Annotated in this window: 14 protein-coding genes; 4 read left to right on the top strand and 10 right to left on the bottom strand. The window is 63.4% G+C overall.

Translation table 11 applies throughout. The annotated features are described in order from the left end of the window. Positions 1 to 65: 65 nt before the first annotated feature. The 4 genes from BHD08_RS19070 to BHD08_RS19055 all read right to left on the bottom strand — a co-directional run bounded on the left by BHD08_RS19070 (position 66) and on the right by BHD08_RS19055 (position 8,075). On the bottom strand, positions 66 to 1,409 hold the full coding sequence (locus BHD08_RS19070; protein ID WP_015276952.1) for a sodium:alanine symporter family protein: 1,344 nt from the start codon (positions 1,407 to 1,409) through the stop codon (positions 66 to 68). Between the two features lie 475 nt (positions 1,410 to 1,884). Further along, the gene (locus BHD08_RS19065) at positions 1,885 to 5,565 is read right to left on the bottom strand and encodes a translocation/assembly module TamB domain-containing protein (protein WP_125024258.1); all 3,681 of its coding nucleotides are present in this window, start codon (positions 5,563 to 5,565) and stop codon (positions 1,885 to 1,887) included. Continuing rightward, positions 5,562 to 7,244 (bottom strand): autotransporter assembly complex family protein, encoded by a 1,683-nt coding sequence (locus tag BHD08_RS19060; protein ID WP_256678734.1) that lies wholly within the window; start codon positions 7,242 to 7,244, stop codon positions 5,562 to 5,564. Before BHD08_RS19060 ends, BHD08_RS19065 begins: the two co-directional genes overlap by 4 nt. Before the next feature lie 195 nt (positions 7,245 to 7,439). After that, positions 7,440 to 8,075, bottom strand: a complete 636-nt coding sequence (locus tag BHD08_RS19055) for an N-acetyltransferase (RefSeq protein ID WP_122099797.1) — start codon at positions 8,073 to 8,075, stop codon at positions 7,440 to 7,442. Between the two features lie 202 nt (positions 8,076 to 8,277). On the opposite strand from BHD08_RS19055, the gene xthA reads away from it, so the two are divergent. Together xthA and BHD08_RS19045 are read left to right on the top strand one after the other, a co-directional pair. Next, a complete protein-coding gene (gene xthA, locus BHD08_RS19050; protein ID WP_125024253.1) occupies positions 8,278 to 9,090 on the top strand; it encodes an exodeoxyribonuclease III in 813 nt (270 codons plus the stop codon). Between the two features lie 94 nt (positions 9,091 to 9,184). After that, the gene (locus BHD08_RS19045; protein WP_125024250.1) at positions 9,185 to 10,543 is read left to right on the top strand and encodes a substrate-binding domain-containing protein; all 1,359 of its coding nucleotides are present in this window, start codon (positions 9,185 to 9,187) and stop codon (positions 10,541 to 10,543) included. Positions 10,544 to 10,617: 74 nt separating this feature from the next. On the opposite strand, the gene BHD08_RS19040 is transcribed toward BHD08_RS19045, so the two are convergent. After that, complete coding sequence (locus BHD08_RS19040; protein ID WP_125024247.1) at positions 10,618 to 11,844, bottom strand: acyl-CoA dehydrogenase; 1,227 nt, start codon at positions 11,842 to 11,844, stop codon at positions 10,618 to 10,620. Between the two features lie 146 nt (positions 11,845 to 11,990). On the opposite strand from BHD08_RS19040, the gene BHD08_RS19035 reads away from it, so the two are divergent. Further along, positions 11,991 to 12,902 carry a LysR family transcriptional regulator gene (locus tag BHD08_RS19035; RefSeq protein ID WP_015276945.1) on the top strand — a complete coding sequence of 304 codons (912 nt, stop codon included), beginning with the start codon at positions 11,991 to 11,993 and terminating at the stop codon, positions 12,900 to 12,902. Between the two features lie 24 nt (positions 12,903 to 12,926). Here the strand turns inward: BHD08_RS19035 and BHD08_RS19030 are convergent, their stop codons facing one another. The 4 genes from BHD08_RS19030 to BHD08_RS19015 form a co-directional block, all read right to left on the bottom strand. After that, entirely contained in the window at positions 12,927 to 13,946 is a 1,020-nt protein-coding gene (locus tag BHD08_RS19030; RefSeq protein ID WP_125024244.1) for a LacI family DNA-binding transcriptional regulator, read from the bottom strand. A gap of 58 nt (positions 13,947 to 14,004) precedes the next feature. After that, on the bottom strand, positions 14,005 to 15,021 hold the full coding sequence (locus BHD08_RS19025; RefSeq protein WP_125024241.1) for a TRAP transporter substrate-binding protein: 1,017 nt from the start codon (positions 15,019 to 15,021) through the stop codon (positions 14,005 to 14,007). 62 nt (positions 15,022 to 15,083) lie between these two features. Beyond that, positions 15,084 to 16,361 (bottom strand): TRAP transporter large permease, encoded by a 1,278-nt coding sequence (locus BHD08_RS19020; protein ID WP_125024238.1) that lies wholly within the window; start codon positions 16,359 to 16,361, stop codon positions 15,084 to 15,086. Positions 16,362 to 16,412: 51 nt separating this feature from the next. Next, a complete protein-coding gene (locus BHD08_RS19015; RefSeq protein WP_125024235.1) occupies positions 16,413 to 17,543 on the bottom strand; it encodes a gluconokinase, GntK/IdnK-type in 1,131 nt (376 codons plus the stop codon). Between the two features lie 176 nt (positions 17,544 to 17,719). Here BHD08_RS19015 and BHD08_RS19010 point away from each other — a divergent pair, with 176 nt between their 5' ends. Next, on the top strand, positions 17,720 to 17,998 hold the full coding sequence (locus BHD08_RS19010) for a peptidylprolyl isomerase (RefSeq protein WP_003285081.1): 279 nt from the start codon (positions 17,720 to 17,722) through the stop codon (positions 17,996 to 17,998). Between the two features lie 8 nt (positions 17,999 to 18,006). Here the strand turns inward: BHD08_RS19010 and zapE are convergent, their stop codons facing one another. Then, positions 18,007 to 19,116 carry a cell division protein ZapE gene (zapE, locus tag BHD08_RS19005; protein WP_125024231.1) on the bottom strand — a complete coding sequence of 370 codons (1,110 nt, stop codon included), beginning with the start codon at positions 19,114 to 19,116 and terminating at the stop codon, positions 18,007 to 18,009. Between the last annotated feature and the right edge of the window lie 42 nt (positions 19,117 to 19,158).

Below are 19,158 nucleotides of genomic sequence, written 5' to 3'. Positions count from 1 at the left end.
AGGCAGAAAAAAGCCGTGGAACCTCAGTCAGCCCCACGGCTTTGAAAGATGGCCGATATCGGACATCAACTACGTGCGAAATATTCCTTGGTCAGCTTGACCACCACCGGACTCAGCAGCAGCAGCGAGATCAGGTTGGGGATCGCCATCAGACCGTTGAGCGTATCGGCCAGCAGCCAGGCGAAGTCGAGCTGGGCGATCGCACCGAACGGCACGGCCAGTACCCAGATCACCCGGAACGGCCAGATGGCCCGGGTGCCGACCAGGAACTCCCAGCACTTCTCGCCGAAATAGCTCCAGCCGAGGATGGTAGTGAAGGCGAAGACCACCAGGGCGATGGTCAGGATGATGCCGCCGATACCTGGCATGGCTGATTCGAAGGCCGCTGCGGACAGTGCCGCACCACTTTCGCCGCTGGTCCAGACGCCAGTGCAGATGATCGCCAGACCGGTCATCGAGCAGACGATGATGGTGTCGATGAACGTCCCCAGCATGCCGATCATGCCCGAGCGTACCGAACTGGTGGTGGTGCCGGCTGCCTGGGCGATACCGGCGGTGCCAAGGCCCGCCTCGTTGGAGAAGATGCCGCGGGCGACACCAAAGCGAATTGCCGCCATGACCGCAGCGCCGGCAAAGCCACCGGTGGCAGCGATCGGGGTGAAGGCGTGGGTGAAGATCAGGTCGAATGCTGCCGGAATCGCCGAGACATTGACTACCAGTACCACCGCAGCGGCAATCAGGTAGGCCAGGCACATGAACGGAACGAGCGATGCAGCCACCACCCCGATGCGGCGGATACCACCAAGGATCACCAGCCCGACGATCACCATGGTGACCAGGCCGGTTGCCCACAACGGTACCGCGAAGGTGGTTTCCAGGGCATGGGCCATGCTGTTGACCTGCACCATGTTGCCGATGCCGAAGCCCGCCAGGCCGCCGAAGATGGCGAAGGCTGTTCCCAGCCAGATCCACTTCTTGCCCAGACCGTTCTTGATGGCATACATCGGACCGCCGACATGCTCGCCTCGGTCGTCCTTCTCGCGGTAGTGGACTGCCAGTACGACTTCGCAATACTTGGTGGCCATACCGACCAACGCAGTGCACCACATCCAGAACAACGCACCCGGGCCGCCGAGGAAGATGGCGGTGGCCACACCGGCAATGTTGCCGGTACCCACGGTTGCCGCCAGCGAGGTCATCAGTGCCTGAAACGGACTGATCTCGCCCGTCGCTTCGTCACCCTTGGTACGTCCACGCCACATCAGCGCAAAGCCGGTCGGGATGCGTGTCAATGGCATGAACTTGAGGAAGATCATCAGGAACAGACCGGTACCAAGGATCAGCACCAGCATGGGCGGGCCCCAGACGAGGCCATTGACGCTATTTACGAGGTTGTTCAGAAATTCCATTCGAGCACCTTATTTCTTATAAGCGAGTTCCCTCGCGTTAGGGTCGCGCTACCGTGGAGCCGTTGAAAAACATGACGCTTGTGGCGGTGGTTTTTCAGCGACCAGGTAACGACGATTCCGGTCCGCCTCTGGAGCTTGTAAGCGCTGAGGCGGCAGGCGCTTTGCAAGACTCGTGCTAGAGCGTCGCGCGGTTATAACCGCGACGGTCGGAAGCGTGGATGCTACCACTGCATTCGCTCGTTGGGCTTGGGGCAATCGCGCCAGATTAGGTGATCGAATCGACCTGCAAAGCAGACCGACCGGTCAAGATCCGCACGATTCCGTCCAGCAAGTACGAATGGCACGGAAAGCGAAAATCAGCGTAGCCCACTCTGGTGCGCCTGCCAGTCGTGTTTGATGCGCTTTGGTGCGACTCACGCTGCTGCAGGAGTTACCTGCGTCGGGGTGGTGCATCCATGCGCGGCGCAGCAGCTGATCAGAAATCGCGGCGATAGAACACGTCCAGCGAGCTGGCCAGACCGCTGGCAGCTTCGAGGAAGATTCGGCGAGTCAGTTGGTAGCGCAGCGCGATGGTATTGGTTGGCTCGAATACGCCGACGCCGTAGCGCAACGCCAGCCGTTCGGTCAGACGTCCGGTGGCGACCACGCTGGTACCGGCTCCGGTGCCCTCGGTGTCCAGCTGGAAATCCTGGATCCCCAGGCGTTGCGCCAGCCCACCGGTTATGGATGAACTGCCGGCGAGGCCGAGACCCAGCGCCGCCTGCGCCAACAGATTGCTATCGCCAGTGTCCGCACCCAACGGCCTGCCTAGCACCAGATAGGCCAGCGCCTGCTCCTGACTCATGGCCGGCTCGGAAAACACATCGATCCGCGGCTGCTCGGCACTGCCGGTAATGCGCAGGCCGGCGACGACGTTCTCCGCCTCGATTCGACGTATCGCTTCGATATTGAGGAACGGCTGGCTGATCAGACCGGTGAACAGCAGCTCGGCACGGCGGATGGTCAGCCGCTGGCCATAGGCGCGGTAGCGGCCGTTCTTCAGCTGCAGCTCGCCCCGTGCATCGAGGTTGTCGCCGATGTGCAGATATCCGGCGAGATCGGCAGTCAGGCCGAAACCGGTGAAGCGCAGACGATCCTGCCCCACCTCGACATCGATATCCATTTTCACCGCCAGCGGCGTAGCCGGTTCTTCAGCCTCGCGGCCAACGATGACCGTGTCTTCGGAGACCCTGACCGTCGTCGGCGGCAGCTCGCGGACCGTGATTGCACCCCGCGGCACCGCAACCCGTCCACTGACGGCGAGGTCCTGGCCGCTCAGCACGATACGCAGATCGGGCTCGACTTCGAGATCCGCGTAGGGCTCGACCACCACGGGCAAGCGACTGCCTTTTATGGCCAGGTCCAGGTCCAGTGCATCGCGCCAATCCAGCGTGCCGCTCAGATTGCCGCGCCCTTGATCGCCGGCCCGCCAATCGCCATCGATGCTCAGCCGCTCGCCCTCGATCAGCATGCGAACGCGCAGATCCTCGAACGTGGTAGGCAGCTCGCTACCGGCTATTTCGCCACCGCTGAGCAGCAGTTGCCCATTGAGCGTGGGTTGCCGAAGGCTGCCGGAGAGCTGTCCACTGCCGTTCAGCTGACCGCGCAAGCGCTCGACCATCGGCACGAACGGACGCGCCACCGCAAGATCGAGACCGCTCAGACGAAACTCGCCATCGATTGGCTTGTTCTCCGGGCGCGGATCGATGCGGACCTGTACATCGAGTTCGCCAAGTTCTCCGCCCTGGAAGCGCAGCTCGCTGTCGATCCGCTCGGGCAACAGCCGGCTGTTGAGCACAAGAGTCTGGTAGGGAAAGTCGTGCCATTCATCCGCATCACGAATCCGCAGCACGCCCGGGCCGGCATCGACCTGAACCCGTCCATTGGGGCCACTGGCAGGCAAGTCCAGTTCGATATCGGCATTCAGTTCGCCTTGCCAGCGAAAGTCCTCGGGCAGGTACTCGGCCAGGGACTGCAAGGCGAAGTCGCGCAGCCGGTAACGAATCCGTGGATCAGGCATGATGCGCTGATATTCGGCGCAAAGACTGGCAGGACCGGAGAGCCAGCAATGCGCGCCGAGCTCTAGTCGGCCGTCGGCGAAGCGCTGCAACGTGGCTGGCCGTTGCAATGCCCAGTTCTGCTGTTCGGCACTGAGTTCGCCGCGTGTCAGCCGCCCCAGCCAGTCCTCGCCACGTAGCCCGCCGTCGACGGCCAGCGCCAAGTCAAGCAATGGGCCCTGCAAGCGCAGGTCTGCCTGATGCTTGTCTGCGCTGCCTTCGGCACTGACCTGTAGCGCGCCGAGATCGGTTTCACCTGCTCGAATCCTTTCGGCGTTGAGCACCAGTCGGCCACGCTCGCCGTCCGATAGCTGACCCTGAAGGTTGAGCCGGCGCAATCGATTGTCCTGATAGGCGAGATTGCGACCGCTGAGCTCAATCTTTCCGCTCGGCGCCGCGGCGGTGCCACCCAACGTCACCTCACCGTTCAGTTGCCCGCGAAGATCCGGCCAAAGCTGCGCCAGGCGACGCAGTTCCAGCTGCACGCGCCCGTCCAGTGTTTGCGCCCAGGCGCCCTCACCGTGCACCCGGTTGTCGCCCATGCGCAGATCAATGACGGGCAGATTCCAGCGCTCGTCCTCGCCGCTGGCCTGCAGCTGAAGGCTGGTGTTCTGCCCACGCAACCGTCCGTTGATATCCAGGCTGGCCTCGGCCTGCAGGCGCTCATCACGCAAGGCGCCCTGGCTTTGCAAGGTGCCGCCGAGGTTGCCCGGCAATTCTGCCAGCCAGTACGCCGGATCAAGATCGCTCAGGGCCAGATCGGCTTTCCAGTCGATGCCATCGGCGAAGCCGACACTGACCGACCCCGTCGCACTTCCCTGCCCGGCTCGCAGTTCCAGTTGCGGCAGGTGCACCGCCTCGAGATTACCGCTGAGCGGGCTGTTCAGCGTGAAGTCCCCAGCCGGACCGGTCATGGCTGATTCGAAGTTACCGAGGTAGTTGCCATCCTGGTACTGAATTTGTGCCTTGAGTTCGCGCAGCGTTACCGGTGGCTCTTCGATTTCTGGATACAGTCGCCGCCAGGGAAAATCACGCCAGAGCAGATCGGCGTTCGCGGCCAAGCCGTCCTGCCAGTCGACATCTCCACTCAGGCGTACGTGACGCTGTTGGCCGGCGTCCAGTTCCAGCATGGCGATCTGCGCGCCGGTGGTACTGACGACACCGTCCAGCGCGACCCGCACGGCGCCGCCCTCTCCCGGTAACTGGGTGGTGCCGAGCAGACGATAGCCGTCCTGCATATTGCCGCTTGCCGTCAGCTCCAGATCATCCAGGCGCAAGGTCTCCGGCAGGTCAGGCAACGCCTTGAAACCGTCAGCATTCAGCCTGACGGTCGCAGGCAGCTGCTCGTCCAGCGCACGCACATGACCGCTGAGGCTGCCCTGCAGGTAGCCCTGACTCTCGACCTGCAACTGCAGCTGTTCGCGCAGATCCCCTTCGATGGCGATCATCAGCGCCCAGGGCTGTTCATCCGGGGACTGCAGCGCAGCCTGCCCTTGCAGCTGCAACGGCCAGTTGCCGCTGGGCTGCAGACGGCCGGTCAGCGTCAGATCGAGATCATCCCGGCGCACATCCAGGCGCTGTATATCCAGGCCGTCAGCACGCCAGTTCGCCTGCAGCTGCAGGCGCCGCAATTGCTCGGCGTCATTGAGCGTCACCTGCCCGATCTCGATGCGCTCTACCTGCAAAGCCAACGGCAGGTTGATATCCGGCAGGCTGAAAGGCTCGGCGTTGGGGTCCGGTTCGCTCGGCGGAAAATTGAGCTCGATACTTCCCGTCACCAGCTCATCGATACACAGGGTGCGCTTGAGCAGGCAAGCCGGCGACCAGGCGAGTCGGGGCTGCTGAACCTCCACGCGGCTGCCATCCTGTTCCCAAATCAGTCGATCGGCCTGCCAGCGTTGGCCGAGGCGCCCTTCGAACGCCTCGACCGTCAGACCAGATACCTGCGTCAGCAACCAGCGACTGCCGGCTGACGTACCAAGCAACGTGCCGAGCGCGATGGCCAGCAACAAGACCAGCCCAAGCAATGTCCAGCCTAGGCCACGCAATATCCGCCTCACAGCTCAGGCCCCATGGAAAAGTGCAGGCGGACGCCGCCTTCGCTGTCCAGCGGATGAGCGAGGTCGACGCGAATCGGACCGACCGGTGAAACCCAGCGCACACCAACACCGACGGCACTTTTGAGGGTGGGAATCTCCAGCGAGTTGAAGGCGTTGCCCTGGTCGACGAAGGTCGCGACGCGCCATTTTTCGGCGATCGAATACTGGTATTCCGCGCTCACGGCGAACTGGTAGCGGCCGCCGATCTTGTCGCCGTCGGAGTTGGTTGGCGACAGGCTCTGATAGTCGTAGCCACGCACGCTCTGATCGCCACCGGCGAAATAGCGCAGCGATGGCGGCACGTTGACGTATTCATCGGTCCAGTTGCCACCAAGCTGCACCCTGCCGAGGAAACGATGGCGCTGGCCGAGCGTAGTGAGTCCGCGCAGCAGCACGTTGGCGTGAACCAGATCAGCATCGGACAGCACGCCGGATTTGGCCGCCGCCACTTCGAATTGCAGGCGGTAGCCATTGCTTGGATCGATGCGATTGTCACTGCGCAGATAGCTGTAAGCGATGCCAGGCATCAGCAAGGTACTGATCCCCGAGTCATCGCCCAGCTTGTATTCCTCGTGCTGCCACTTCAGCGAAACCACGCGCAGCCAACCGCTGGGCAGCCGACTGTGCCATTCCGGGCCGACCTTGAGCAGACGGCTCAGCGTATCGGTACCGGCAATTTCCTCGTACTGGTAGCCGCCAACGAAACGCAGCTTGTCGGTCAGCGGCGGGTCGAGCGGAATGTCGTACCAGAGTCCGACGTTCTGCCGCGGCGCGGACAGCTCGGTTTCGGCGCCATAGCTGTGGCCCTGGGGATTGACCCAGTGGCGCGTCCAGTTCAGCCGAACCCTTGGCCCGACATCGGTGGAATAGCCCAGACCAAGACCGAACGTACGCGGCTTGCGCGTTGTGAGCGCTACCGCTACGGGAATGCGCTGCTCACTGGCGCTGGTCGGGTTGGCATCGACGCGCACACCTTCGAAATAGCCACTCGACTGCAATGCCTGGCTAAGCTCGGCGATCAGTTCGGAGTCATAGGGGGTATCGGCGTCGAACGGCACCATGCGCCTGAGCAGGTCGTCATCGAACGGCGCATCGCCTTCGAATCGCACGTCACCCAGGCGGTAGCGTGGCCCACTGTCGAAAACCAGTTCGACATCTGCAGTGTTTTCCCGCGGGTCGACCGCGAGCCGCTGGCGAGTGAAGCGGCCATCGAAATAGCCATAGCGCGAAGCCTGGTTGAGAAATTGCTGCTTCACGTCCTCGTAACGGCCGTGATTGAGCACATCGCCCTGGCGCAGGGTGCGCTGAGCGACCCGAAAGCCCGAGAACTCCGCTGCCGGTCCGTCCAGGCGGACCGTGATGTTGCGCAGGCGCACCGGCTCACCAGTCTGGACGCGCAGCACCAGAGTCGGCTCATCACCTTCACGCACATCGGTTCGGATTCGGCTGCGATAGTAGCCCAGCGCTTGCAGGGCTTTTTCGGCTTGGCGCTGCGCGACCCGGCTGTAGCGCAGCAGCTCGTTGGCATCGCGATCGCCCAGGTCGCCTATGTAGTTCTCGATATTCTCGCGAAGCGCCCGGTTCTGTGGCTCGATACGAACGTCCAGTTCGGCGGCGCCGGCAGAGATGCCGCTCAACATCAGGACTGCGGCTACCAGCGGGCCGATTCGGTTCGATTTGCACATGGCGCGCAATGCTAACACGGGCTCGCGGGGATGCCGGAACCCGCTGGTTAGACAGTCTGTAAGGTGGCTTTGCGGGGGGATGGGCATCGGCTGACATCGCGTGGCTTCAGACCAGTCAGACTGACCCGCCCGGATAAAATTCGCCCACACCTAACGCGCCGCTTCCATCCGCCTTGGCGCAGGATGGAAAAAGATATGTTCCACCACCGGCCCGACAGCAATCTGGCCGATCTCCTCGTAACCCTGTCGCTGGTAGAAGTTCAGGTAACGCGGGTTGCCGGTATCGATTACCAGGCCCTGGGAGGTTTCATCCTCGGCACACCATTCGTGGACGGCCTGGAGCAGCTGCTCGCCGTAATGCTGCCCCTGGAACTGCGGATGTACACCCAGCAGCGGTAGCAGATGCACCGCGCCAGAGGGCAGGCAGGCCAGCACCGCAGCGTGATAATCCAGATAACGGCGCGTGCAACGGAACCCCGCAGTCAGCAGCATGCGCGCGCGCCAGGCCCAGCTTTCGGTGATATCCAGCCGGCGTTGCGGTGGCGCGATCAGGGCGACGGCGATCAATCGATCATCCAGCAGCAGGCCGAGCGCTGGCTGTTGTTGCAAAAAATGCTGATTAACCAGTTCCCGCACGGTGGCACGCACACGCTGCTGGTAGCCGGGACGGTCGGCTTCGAACAGGTAGGCGAAGGTCGGTTCGTGGCGGTAGGCGTGATACAGCAGCGAGCGTGTTTCGCGGTCATAACCACTATCGAGCGTGCGAACCTCGGCAGACATCGGCATGGCAACTTCTCGGCTTTTTTCAGGAAGAGTGATTGCAACTTAGCAGCGCTTCGTCCGCCCCGCCACGCGGTGGACGTCTAGCAGTTGGTAAGCCTGACGGCAGCTCTCTAGAATCAGCGTTTTCCGCCCACGACAGATTGGCTTGTCAGCAGCGCTGATGCTTGCACTGACCTGCAGCCAATTACAGCCTTCACGGACTCTCATGAAAATCGTTTCTTTCAATATCAACGGGTTGCGCGCAAGACCTCATCAACTTTCTGCAATTATTGAAAAGCACCAGCCGGACGTCATCGGCCTGCAGGAAACCAAGGTTTCTGACGAACAGTTTCCCCAGGCGGATATCGAGGCGCTCGGCTATCACGTCCACTATCACGGGCAGAAAGGTCACTACGGGGTCGCCCTGCTCTCGCACCAGGCACCGCTGGAGATTCACAAGGGCTTTCCCAGCGATGGCGAGGAGTCGCAGAAGCGTTTCATCTGGGGTCGTTTTGCCGATGCAAATGGGCAGCCGGTCACCGTCATGAATGGCTACTTCCCTCAGGGCGAAAGCCGCGCGCATCCGGTGAAGTTCCCCGCCAAGACCAAGTTCTACGCCGATCTGCAGGCCTTGCTCGAACAGCGCTTCAGCCCGGACGAAACGCTGGCGCTGATGGGTGACTTCAACATTTCCCCGCAGGACTGCGACATCGGCATCGGCGAGGTGAACGCCAAGCGCTGGCTGCGTACCGGCAAGTGCAGCTTCCTGCCAGAGGAGCGCGAGTGGCTCGAGCGGATCAAACGCTGGGGCCTGCAGGACAGCTTCCGCACCCTCAACCCTGAGGTCGTCGATCGCTTCAGCTGGTTCGACTATCGCAGCCGCGGCTTCGAGGACGACCCACGCCGAGGGCTGCGTATCGACTACATCCTCACCACTCATGCGCTGCATGAACGCGTGACCGACTGCGGCGTGGATTACGACATCCGCGCGATGGAAAAGCCATCCGACCACTGCCCGGTCTGGATCGAGCTGCATTGAAGGCGTCTACCCTGCCTACTCCCGGCGTTTCGCCTGTCATCTTTCGGTAACCGAATCGTCTTAATCTCGCGGCCTTCCACAAGGAGGTCGCAAGATGAAGCCAGGCTTGATTGGACGGTTAAGGAAACGGGCGCTGCCCCTGCTGCTGCTCGCTGCGGCCAACGGCAGTTTCGCTGCCCTGCCGGTTCCCACAGACGGTGCTGCCGTATTGCGCGTCCATGGCTCCAATACCGTCGGCGCCAAGCTGGCGCCGATGCTCATCGCTGGGCTGTTCGAGGCCGAAGGCTTTCAGGACATCGGCATTCACCCGACCGAGGTGGAGAACGAACAACGCGTCAGTGCCCGCACGCCTCAGGGCAAGCAGGTGTATGCCACGGTGGCTGCACACGGAACCGGCACCGGCTTCGCCGGCCTGAAGAACGGCCAGGGCGACCTGGCTGCAGCCTCCCGGCCGATCAAGACCGGCGAGCGCGCCGAGTTGGTCGATCTTGGCGACATGCGCAGTGCCAAGGCGGAACAGGTCATTGCCATCGACGGCCTGGCCATCGTCGTGCACCCGAACAACCCTGTCGATTCGTTGACCACCGCACAACTGGCCGGGCTGTTCGCGGGTGAAATCCGCAACTGGCGCGAACTGGGCGGTCCGGACCTGCCGGTGCGGCTGCACGCGCGCGATGATCGCTCGGGCACCTATGACACCTTCAACGAGCTGGTATTGGCGCGTCAGGGCAAAACGCTCTGGAGCGACGCACGTCGCTATGAGTCCAACGACGAGCTGTCCCGCGCGGTCACCCTCGATGCAGGTGCCATCGGCTTCACCGGCCTGGCCTCGCTGGGCAAGGCCAAGGCGCTGGCCATCGCCGACGGCGACTCGCAACCGATGCTGCCCTCCCGCGCCCTGGTCGCGACCGAGGACTATCCGCTATCGCGCCGACTGTTCCTCTATGCCCATCCGCGCAAGCAGTCGCCCTGGACCGAGGCCTACATCGAGTTCATCCATAGCAGGGCTGGCCAAAGCATCGTCGAGCGATCCGGCTACGTCGCCCAGCACGTCGAGGCGATTCGGCAAACGGCACTCGTCGACATGCCCGTTTTCTATCAGCAGCTCGCGAGCGAAGCCCAGCGCCTGACGGTCAACTTCCGCTTCGAGGAAGGCAGCGCCCAGCTGGACAACAAGGCCCGGCGTGACCTCGAGCGGGTGGCTGAATACCTGCGCGCCAATGGCAAGCTCACCGACAGCGCCGCGCTGGTGGGCTTCGGCGACGCGACGGGCGATCCGGCACGTGCCGCACTCCTCTCCAAGCTGCGCGCGATGACGGTACGTCGCGAGCTCAATAAACGTGGCGTGTTCCTCAAGGAAATCAATGGAATGGGTTCCGAACTTCCAGTCGCCTCTAACGATGCGGGCAGCGGCCGAGTTAAGAACCGTCGGGTGGAAGTCTGGGTGTACTGAAGCGATAAAAAAAGGCAAAGCCACTGTGTGACTTTGCCTTTGGTCCTGCGCGCGCCAGCGTCTGGGGCAACGCCTTAGCGGCTGCGCAGCGCCTCGCGCGGCACGTATTTGCCCAGCTCGTGGCGAGCAATCGCCACCCGATGCACCTCGTCCGGGCCATCGGCCAGGCGCAGCGTGCGCTGCATTGCCCACCAGTGCGCCAGCGGGAAGTCTTCGGAAACGCCGGCGCCGCCGTGAATCTGAATGGCGCGGTCGATGACCTTCAGCGCGACGTTAGGCGCCACTACCTTGATCTGCGCGATCTCGCTGGCAGCGATCTTGTTGCCGACGGTGTCCATCATGTACGCCGCGTTCAGCGTCAACAGGCGCGCCATGTTGATCTCGATGCGGCACTCGGCGATGTAATCGAAGTTGGCACCCAGGCGAGCCAGCGGCTTGCCAAAGGCAGTACGGCTAACGGCGCGTTCACACATCAGTTTCAGTGCACGTTCGGCAACGCCGATCGAACGCATGCAATGGTGAATGCGACCCGGGCCAAGACGGCCCTGGGCGATCTCGAAACCACGGCCCTCGCCGAGAATGACGTTGTCATACGGCACCCGCACGTTTTCCAGCAGCACTTCCGCGTGGCCGTGCGGCGCGTCGTCGTAGCCGAACACCGGCAGCGGGCGCAGCACCTTCACGCCGGGGGTATCCATCGGCACCAGGATCATCGAGTGCTGGGCATGCCGCGGCGCATCCGGGTTGGTCAGACCCATGAAGATCATGATCTTGCAGCGCGGATCGCAGGCACCGGAGGTCCACCACTTGCGACCGTTGATGACCCACTCGTCGCCCTCGCGCACCGCCCGGGCTTCCATGTTGGTGGCGTCGGACGAGGCCACACCTGGCTCGGTCATGCCGAAGGCCGAACGGATTTCGCCGCGCAGCAGCGGTGCCAGCCACTCGCGCTTCTGCGCCTCGCTGCCGTAGCGCACCAGCACTTCCATGTTGCCGGTATCCGGCGCCGAGCAGTTGAACGCTTCCGGGCCGAGGCCAGAGCTGCCCATGATTTCGGCCAGCGGCGCGTATTCGGTGTTGGTCAGGCCGGCGCCCAGTTCCGATTCCGGCAGGAACAGATTCCACAGCCCCTCCGCCTTGGCCTTGGCCTTGAGCTCCTCGACGATGGCGGTCGGCTGCCAACGATCGCCCTCGGCGACCTGCTGGTAGAACACCTTTTCGGCGGGATAGACGTGAGCATCCATGAACGCTTGCACGCGCTCTCTCAGCTCTTGAACCTTCGGGGAGTAGACGAAATTCATGGGCGACAACCTTCTGGCAGGTAATGTTTTGTAGTTTTGAATGCTAGAGGAGGCCTGGTGATTTATCTAAGCTATTTTCCTCGTGTATAAACATTCATCACCGATATATGATCGGCGAATTCCGATACACGCCGGAGAGCACAACAATGAACCTGAACAAGGTCGATCTGAATCTATTCATCGTCTTCGACGCCATCTACACCGAGGCCAACCTGACCCGTGCCGGGCAGATCGTCGGCATCACTCAGCCCGCCGTTTCCAACGCCCTCGCCCGGCTGCGCGAAACCTTCAACGATCCGTTGTTCGTGCGCACCGCGCAGGGCATGGTGCCGACGCCGATGGCGCAGAACATCATCGGCCCGGTGCGTAATGCGTTGCAGCTGTTACGGGTTTCGGTGCAGGAAAGCCGGACGTTCAGCCCGGCGCAGGCGAACAAGACCTTCCGCATCAGCATGACCGACCTCACCGAAGCGGTGATGCTGCCGCCGCTGTTCCAGCGCCTACGTCGCCTGGCACCGAACGTGAAGATCGAGAGCATGCTGGCCAAGCGCCGCGAGACGACCAAGGAGCTGGCCGCCGGCCGCCTGGACTTCGCCATGGATGCACCGCTCAACACCGATCCGCAGGTGCGTCACGTCAAGCTGCTGGAGGATCGCTACATCTGCGCCATGCGCCGTGGCCATCCGCTGGCGAAGGACAAGCTGACCCTGGAGCAGTACCTGTCGCTGTCGCACATCCATATTTCCAGCCGCCGCAGCGGGCTCGGTCTGGTGGACCTGGCACTGGGCAAGATGGGCCTGCAGCGCAAGATCGCCCTGCGTTCACAGCACTATCTGATGGCGACCCAGGTGATCGACCAGACCGACATGGCGGTGACTGTCCCCGAGCGTTTCGCCCGCCGGCATAACTTGCATCAGGTGGACCTACCGGTGGATATCCAGCCGCTGGAAACCCACATCTATTGGCATGAAAGCACCGATCAGGACCCGGCCAACCGCTGGATGCGCGAGCAGATGATCGAGATCGCCCAGCAGGTCACCGCCCAGCAGGACCTCTGATGCCCTGGCGGGTGAAAGCCCGCCTCAGGCGCTGTCGCGCATCACCACTTCAAAGCCCACGTCGATACAGCGCTCGGCAGGCTGCTGACCCCGCATCAGGCTCAGCAGCATCTGCGCCGCCAGTTCGCCGATCTCGCCACGCCGAGTGCGCACGGTGCTCAGCGCCGGGTGCATCCAGGCTGCGGCCGGCAGGTCGTTGAAACCGGCGATCGCCAGCCGTCCCGGTACATCCAGACCCAGCTGATGGGCGCGGAACAGGGCGCCGAGGGCCAGGTCGTCGTTGTTGAAGAACACCGCGTCGATCTGCGAGTGCTGCGCCAGCAGCCGATCCAGCAACTCTGCGCCAAGACCGATGGACGACAGCTGCGGCGTCAGCAACTCCAGTGTTGGCTCATAGCGTCCGGCCTGGCGCATGGCCTGGCGATAGCCTTCGGCGCGTTGCAAGGTCCGTGGATCGAGCTGCGCCGCGGCGAAGGCGACGTGACGATAGCCACGCTCGAGCAGCGTGCGGGTCATGGCCACGCCGGCTTCCAGTTGCGAGAAACCGACGCAGTAGTCGTCCGGCCGCTCGCTCAGCTCCATCAGAGTGACCATCGGTGCGGTGTAGTTGGCCAGCACCGCACGCGCGGCGTCGCTGCGCTCGAACCCGGTAAGCAGCAGCCCGGCCGGCTGGTGCGCCAGGTAGGCGCGCAGCAATCGCTCGTCTTCTTCGGGGCGATAGTGGCTGACGCCGATCATCATTTCGTAGCCCGCCGGCATCAGCACGCGCTGGATGGCCTCGACCGTGTCGACGAACACCGCGTTGGACAGCGAAGGGATGATCACCGCGACCAGATTGGAGCGCGAACTGGCCAGGCTGCGCGCCGCGGGATGCGGCACGTAGCCGAGCGCCTTGACCGCCTGCTCGACACGCTCACGCAATGCATCGGAAACGAGATCCGGTTGCGACAGCGCGCGCGAGGCCGACATCAGCGAGCAGCCGGCACTGCGTGCGACATCCGAGAGGGTTACCCGCTCGGCAGAGCGGCGTCGGCGTGTGGTCATGCGCGTTCCATTGGTCGAAAGCGGCGGATTCTAGCAGCGGGCATTCCTGGGGCGCCTCCTAAGGTGCGGCCTTTTCCACTTCGGCCTGCACCTGGTCGAACAGCTCCTGGCCGACCGCATCGATCACCGTCTGGATCGCCGGCTGCGCCTTCTCGCGCATGCGCTGGATCTCATCGGCATTGACCTCGTTGATCTGCATGCCGCGCTCCTTCAATGCTGCCAACGCCTGGCTGGCCTCGCGACGGGTGTCCTCGCGCTCGGCATCGCGTGCCTTTTCCGCGGCTTGCATGAGGATGCCCTGCTCGGTCGCGGACAGCCCGTCCCACCAGCGCTTGGAAACCGTGACGATCCAGGGGCTGTAGACGTGATTGGTCACGCTCAGGTACTTCTGCACTTCATAGAACTTGGACGAGAGGATGGTATTGAACGGGTTTTCCTGGCCGTCCACCGCCTTGGTTTCCAGCGCCGTGAACAGCTCGGAGAACGGCAGCGGCACCGCGTTGGCGCCCATGCGCTTGAAGGTGTCGATGAACACCGGATTGGGCATCACGCGCAGCTTGACGCCATTGAAGTCCTCGAGCTTCTCGATCGGCCGGGCGCTATTGGTCACGTTGCGAAAACCGTTCTCCCAATACACCAGCCCGACCAGGCCTTTTTCCTCGAGCTTGTCCATCACCTGCCGACCTACCGGGCCGTCCAGTACCTGATCGGCCTGGCGCGGGTCGGTGAACAGGAACGGCGTATCCCACACTGCCATCTCCTTGCTGATGCCGACCAGCGTCGCGGTCGAGCCGACCATCATCTCCTGCGCGCCGCCGATAAGGGCGTTCTGCATCTGGTCGTCCGAGCCGAGGCTGGCGGAGGCGAAGGTACGAACCTTCAACTTGCCGCCCGAGGCCTTGGCCACTTCCTCGGCCAGCAGCTTTGCCGCCCTGCCCTGGTTGCTGTCTTCGTTGAGGCCGTAACCGAAGCGGATCATGCGTGGGCGAATGTCGTCCGCCGCCTGCGCGTAACCGAGGCTGAGTGTGCTGCCGAGCAAGGCGGCAGCCAGGGTGCTGATGAGAAGTCGTTTCATGTCGCGTTACCTTCTTGTTGTTGGACGTTGGGTTGTTGAACGCTGGGGTTGCACGACTGGCGTTACCGCAGCCAGGCCAGGGGTACGGTGATGATCGAGGGCACGGCGATAAGCAACCCGACGATCACCAGATAGATAAGGAAGAACGGCATGACGCCGCGCACCAGGGTTTCCATGCGCAGTCGGCCGATGCCGCCGACCACGTTGAGCACGGTGCCCACCGGCGGCGTGATCAGCCCGATGGAGCCGATCAGCACGAACATCACTCCGAAGTACACCGGGTCGATGCCGGCCTTGATCGCGATCGGCGCCAGCATCGGACCGAGGATCAGGATGGTCGGCGTCAGGTCGAGCACCATGCCGACGGCGATCATCAGCAGCATGATGGCGACCATCAGCAGCTTCGGATCCTGCGCCAGCGGGCCGAGCATCGCGGCGATCTCGTCGGGCAGTTGCGCCAGGGTGATCATGTACGCCGATACCGTCGCCGCAGCGCAGAGGAACATCACCGAGGCCGTGGTGCGGCTGGCACGGGTAAGCACCTCGACCAGCCCGGCCCAGTTCAGCTCGCGGTAGAGCAATGTCGAAACGGCCAGGGCGTAGACGGCGGCGACCACCGCCGCTTCGGTCGGGGTGAACAGGCCGCCACGCAGCCCGCCAACGATGATCACCGGCAGCATCAGCGCGGCGGCACCGTCGACCAGCACACGACGGCGCTCTGCAGCGCTGGCCTTTTCCTGTTTCGGTTCGTCGATCCGCCGGGCGATCAGCGTCCAGGCAACGATCAGGCCCATGCCCATGATCAGCCCCGGCACCATGCCGGCGAGAAACAGCTGGCTGATCGAAGTGCCGGTCACCACGCCGTAGATCACGAACGGCATCGACGGCGGGATGATCGGCGCGATGATTCCGCCCGCCGCCACCAGGCCCGACGACGAACTCAACGGATAACCGCGCTCGCGCATCATCGGCAGCAGCAGCGTCGCCAGCGCGGCGGTATCGGCCAGGGCCGAGCCGGACATGCTCGCCAGCAGCACCGAGGCGGCAATCGCCACGTAACCCAGGCCGCCACGCTTGTGACCGAAATAGGCCTGTGCCATGGCGATGATGCGCCGCGAGATGCCGCCGGCGTTCATCAGCTCGCCGGCAAGAATGAAGAACGGCACCGCCAGCAGCGGGAAGCTGTCAGCGCCGGCCTGAAGGTTCTGCGCCAGCAGTTGCACGTCCCAGAAATCCAGGTACCACATCAACACCGAGCCGGTGAGCAGCAGCGCGAAGGCGATGGGCATGCCAAGGGTCATGAAGCCCAGCAGCGATGAAAGGAAGACGACGACGGTCATACAAGGTCCTCGGTTGGGCAGTGCCCGTATTCTTCTGAATGCGGCGTCGCTTCAGTCCGCGGTGACATTCGCTGCGGCGGTGGCCGATGGCTGGTCGCGCCGCCAGACATTGACCAGCTGCAGCAGCGCCAATACCGCCAGCGCGACCATGCTGGCCGCCACGGGCAACATCGCCAGGCCGAGCGGATAGCCGACTACCGGGCTGTTGATGGTCCAGCCGAACTGCATCTGGTTCCAGCCGCCCCAGGCCGCCAGGCAGCTAGCTCCAGCCACCAGCAGCCAGCTGATGGAGTCGACGACGCGGCGAAACAGCCGAGGAAAACGGTCGCGCAGCATGGAAAAGCTCATCAGCTCGCCGCGCCGCATGCTCGAAGCGACGCCGACGAACACCAGCCAGACGAACGCCAGCCGGGACAGCTCCTCGGCGCCGGTCCAACCGGTACCGAAGGCGTAACGCAGCACCACGCTGGAAAACACCACGATGACCATGAAGGCCATCAGTGCGGCCATCAGCCAGTCGGTCAGGCGGTCGAAGTGCTGCGCGACCGTGCCGCTGTAGATCGGCTCGTTGGTCAGTGGCGGCGCCGTGGTAGCGCTATCAAACGGGCGCGAAGAAAGATCAACCCGGGTTTCGATCAGCTCATCCAGTCCGCTGCCCTGCATCCATTCGACAATCTGGCGCAAGACGACTTCGCGCGGTTGACTGGCATCCACCGTCAATACGCCGGGTTCGCCCCCGGGGGATTCGAGGGTGGCGAATTGGCTGTCGACCAGGGAAATCGGCATGAAATGCCCCGCCCTGCCGCCGACGCGCTGCACGGCGGTTTCGTAATCGATGGCCAGATGGGCAAAACGCAGCTCCGGAACCGCACTGCGCAGCAACTCCCGGTAGCTGCGCTTGAGCGCCGAGCAAGCCAGCACGAAGCCGCTGCCAGCTGCCAGGGTCCGCTGCATTTCGGCGATCAGCGCGTGCAGCCACTCCACGCGGTCGGCGTCGGACAGCGGAGTGCCGGCACGCATGCGCGCCACGTTGTCCGCCGGGTGAAAGTTGTCCGCTTCGATGTGCGGCAAGCCGAGCGCGTCGGCTACGGCGTGGCTGGTCTCCGTCTTGCCGGAACCGCTGACGCCCATGACGACCAGCACCGGAAGCGCGGAAGCCTTTGAGGTATGCACTGAAGGCATGCGAGGAATCCATTGTTTTGCTTGTTTGGCCGGATGTTAGCGCTATCAAGCGACGCGATAAAACTACCGCTCGTCGACCGATCAGTCACAAATCGGCTGCATCGAAGCGCTATCCCGTTCGACATTCGCCGCGGCACGACTACAATCGCGCCCCTGTGCAATCAAGGACACCGAGCATGCCCAAAGCCATGTGCCGCCACATTCTGGTCAAGACCGAGGCCGAAGCCGCGCAGCTGAAAAAGCGCATCGCCAACGGCGAAGCCTTCGACGTGCTGGCGCGCAAATACTCGACCTGCCCGTCCGGCAAGAAAGGTGGCGACCTCGGCGAAGTGCGCCCCGGGCAGATGGTGCGCAGCATCGATCAGGTGATCTTCAAGAAGCCGCTGCGCGAAGTGCACGGCCCGGTGAAAAGCCAGTTCGGCTATCACCTGGTGCAGGTGTTCTACCGCGACTGAGCCAGCGCTCAGCCAAAGCGCTGCAGCTGCATTTCCCGCAGACGACTGAGCGTGCGGCGGAACGGGAATGCCAGATAGCCCTCGGTGTACAGCTCATCCAGCGCCACTTGTGCCTCGATATAGAGCGGAATCCGCCGGTCATAGCACTCGTCCACCAGCGCGATAAAGCGGCGCACGGCATCATCCCGCGCGGCGAGCCTGGGCAGCTGGCGGTCGCCCGCCTCGACCCGCGCGGCTCCATCCTCGGTGCCGCGGGCAATGCGCCCATCGCGCTGCGTGCCGCCCAGCCTGGGCAGGTCACCAATCAGGATCGCCGTGAAACGGTCGCACAGCTCGATGAAGTCCAGCGCTGAAAACGGCCGCTCGCAGAGATCGGCGAAACGGCACCAGAGCACCAATTCGCTACGCCGCACGACGTCGAGCTGGCGGCGGCTGAGGGCCAGCGGCTCGGTACTGGCCGATCCAGCGGCGAGCGCCTCGAACGTCGCCTCCAGTGCGCTGCTGTTGTCGGGCTGGGCGATCCAGTAGCGCTGCAGCGCAGCGCCGGGACGCAGGCGGTGATCGGCGCCACCATCCACATCCACCACATGCATGTGCTCCACGATGGCGTCGATGGCCGGCAGAAAGCGCTCGCGATTGAAGCCGTCGGCATACAACTGCTCCGGCGGCTGGTTGGAGGTAGCGACGATCACCACGCCGTGCTCGAAGAGCACCTGGAACAGGCGGCCCAGGATGATCGCGTCGCCGATGTCGCCGACGAACAGCTCGTCGAAGCAGAGCACGCGAATCTCTTCAGATAGTTCTTTGGCCAACGCCTGCAACGGATCGGCCGTGCCGTTGAGCTGGAACAGTCGGATATGCACCCAGCGCATGAAATGATGGAAATGCTGCCGCCGCGACGGAACCGTCAGGCTTGCGTGAAACAGGTCCATCAGCCAGGTCTTGCCACGCCCGACCGGGCCCCAGAGATAGACACCAAGCGGCAGGTCCGCACCTGAAACCAGTGCCTCATGACAGGCCTGGAGCCGCGCGACAGCGCGCTGTTGAGCCGCATCGGGTACGAACCCGTCTTGCGCAATGGCCTGCTGATAACGTTCAAGGGGCGAGTCGGCGTGCATGATCGTCCGGCGCAAAAGCCGCCATGGTAGCGCACGCCTGCG

The sequence above is a fragment of the Pseudomonas sp. SCT genome, assembly GCF_003864275.1.
GTDB classification, from domain to species: Bacteria; Pseudomonadota; Gammaproteobacteria; order Pseudomonadales; family Pseudomonadaceae; genus Stutzerimonas; species Stutzerimonas stutzeri_AE.
Note: the sequence above shows the minus strand (reverse complement) of the source record. Positions and strands in the feature narration are given on the sequence as shown.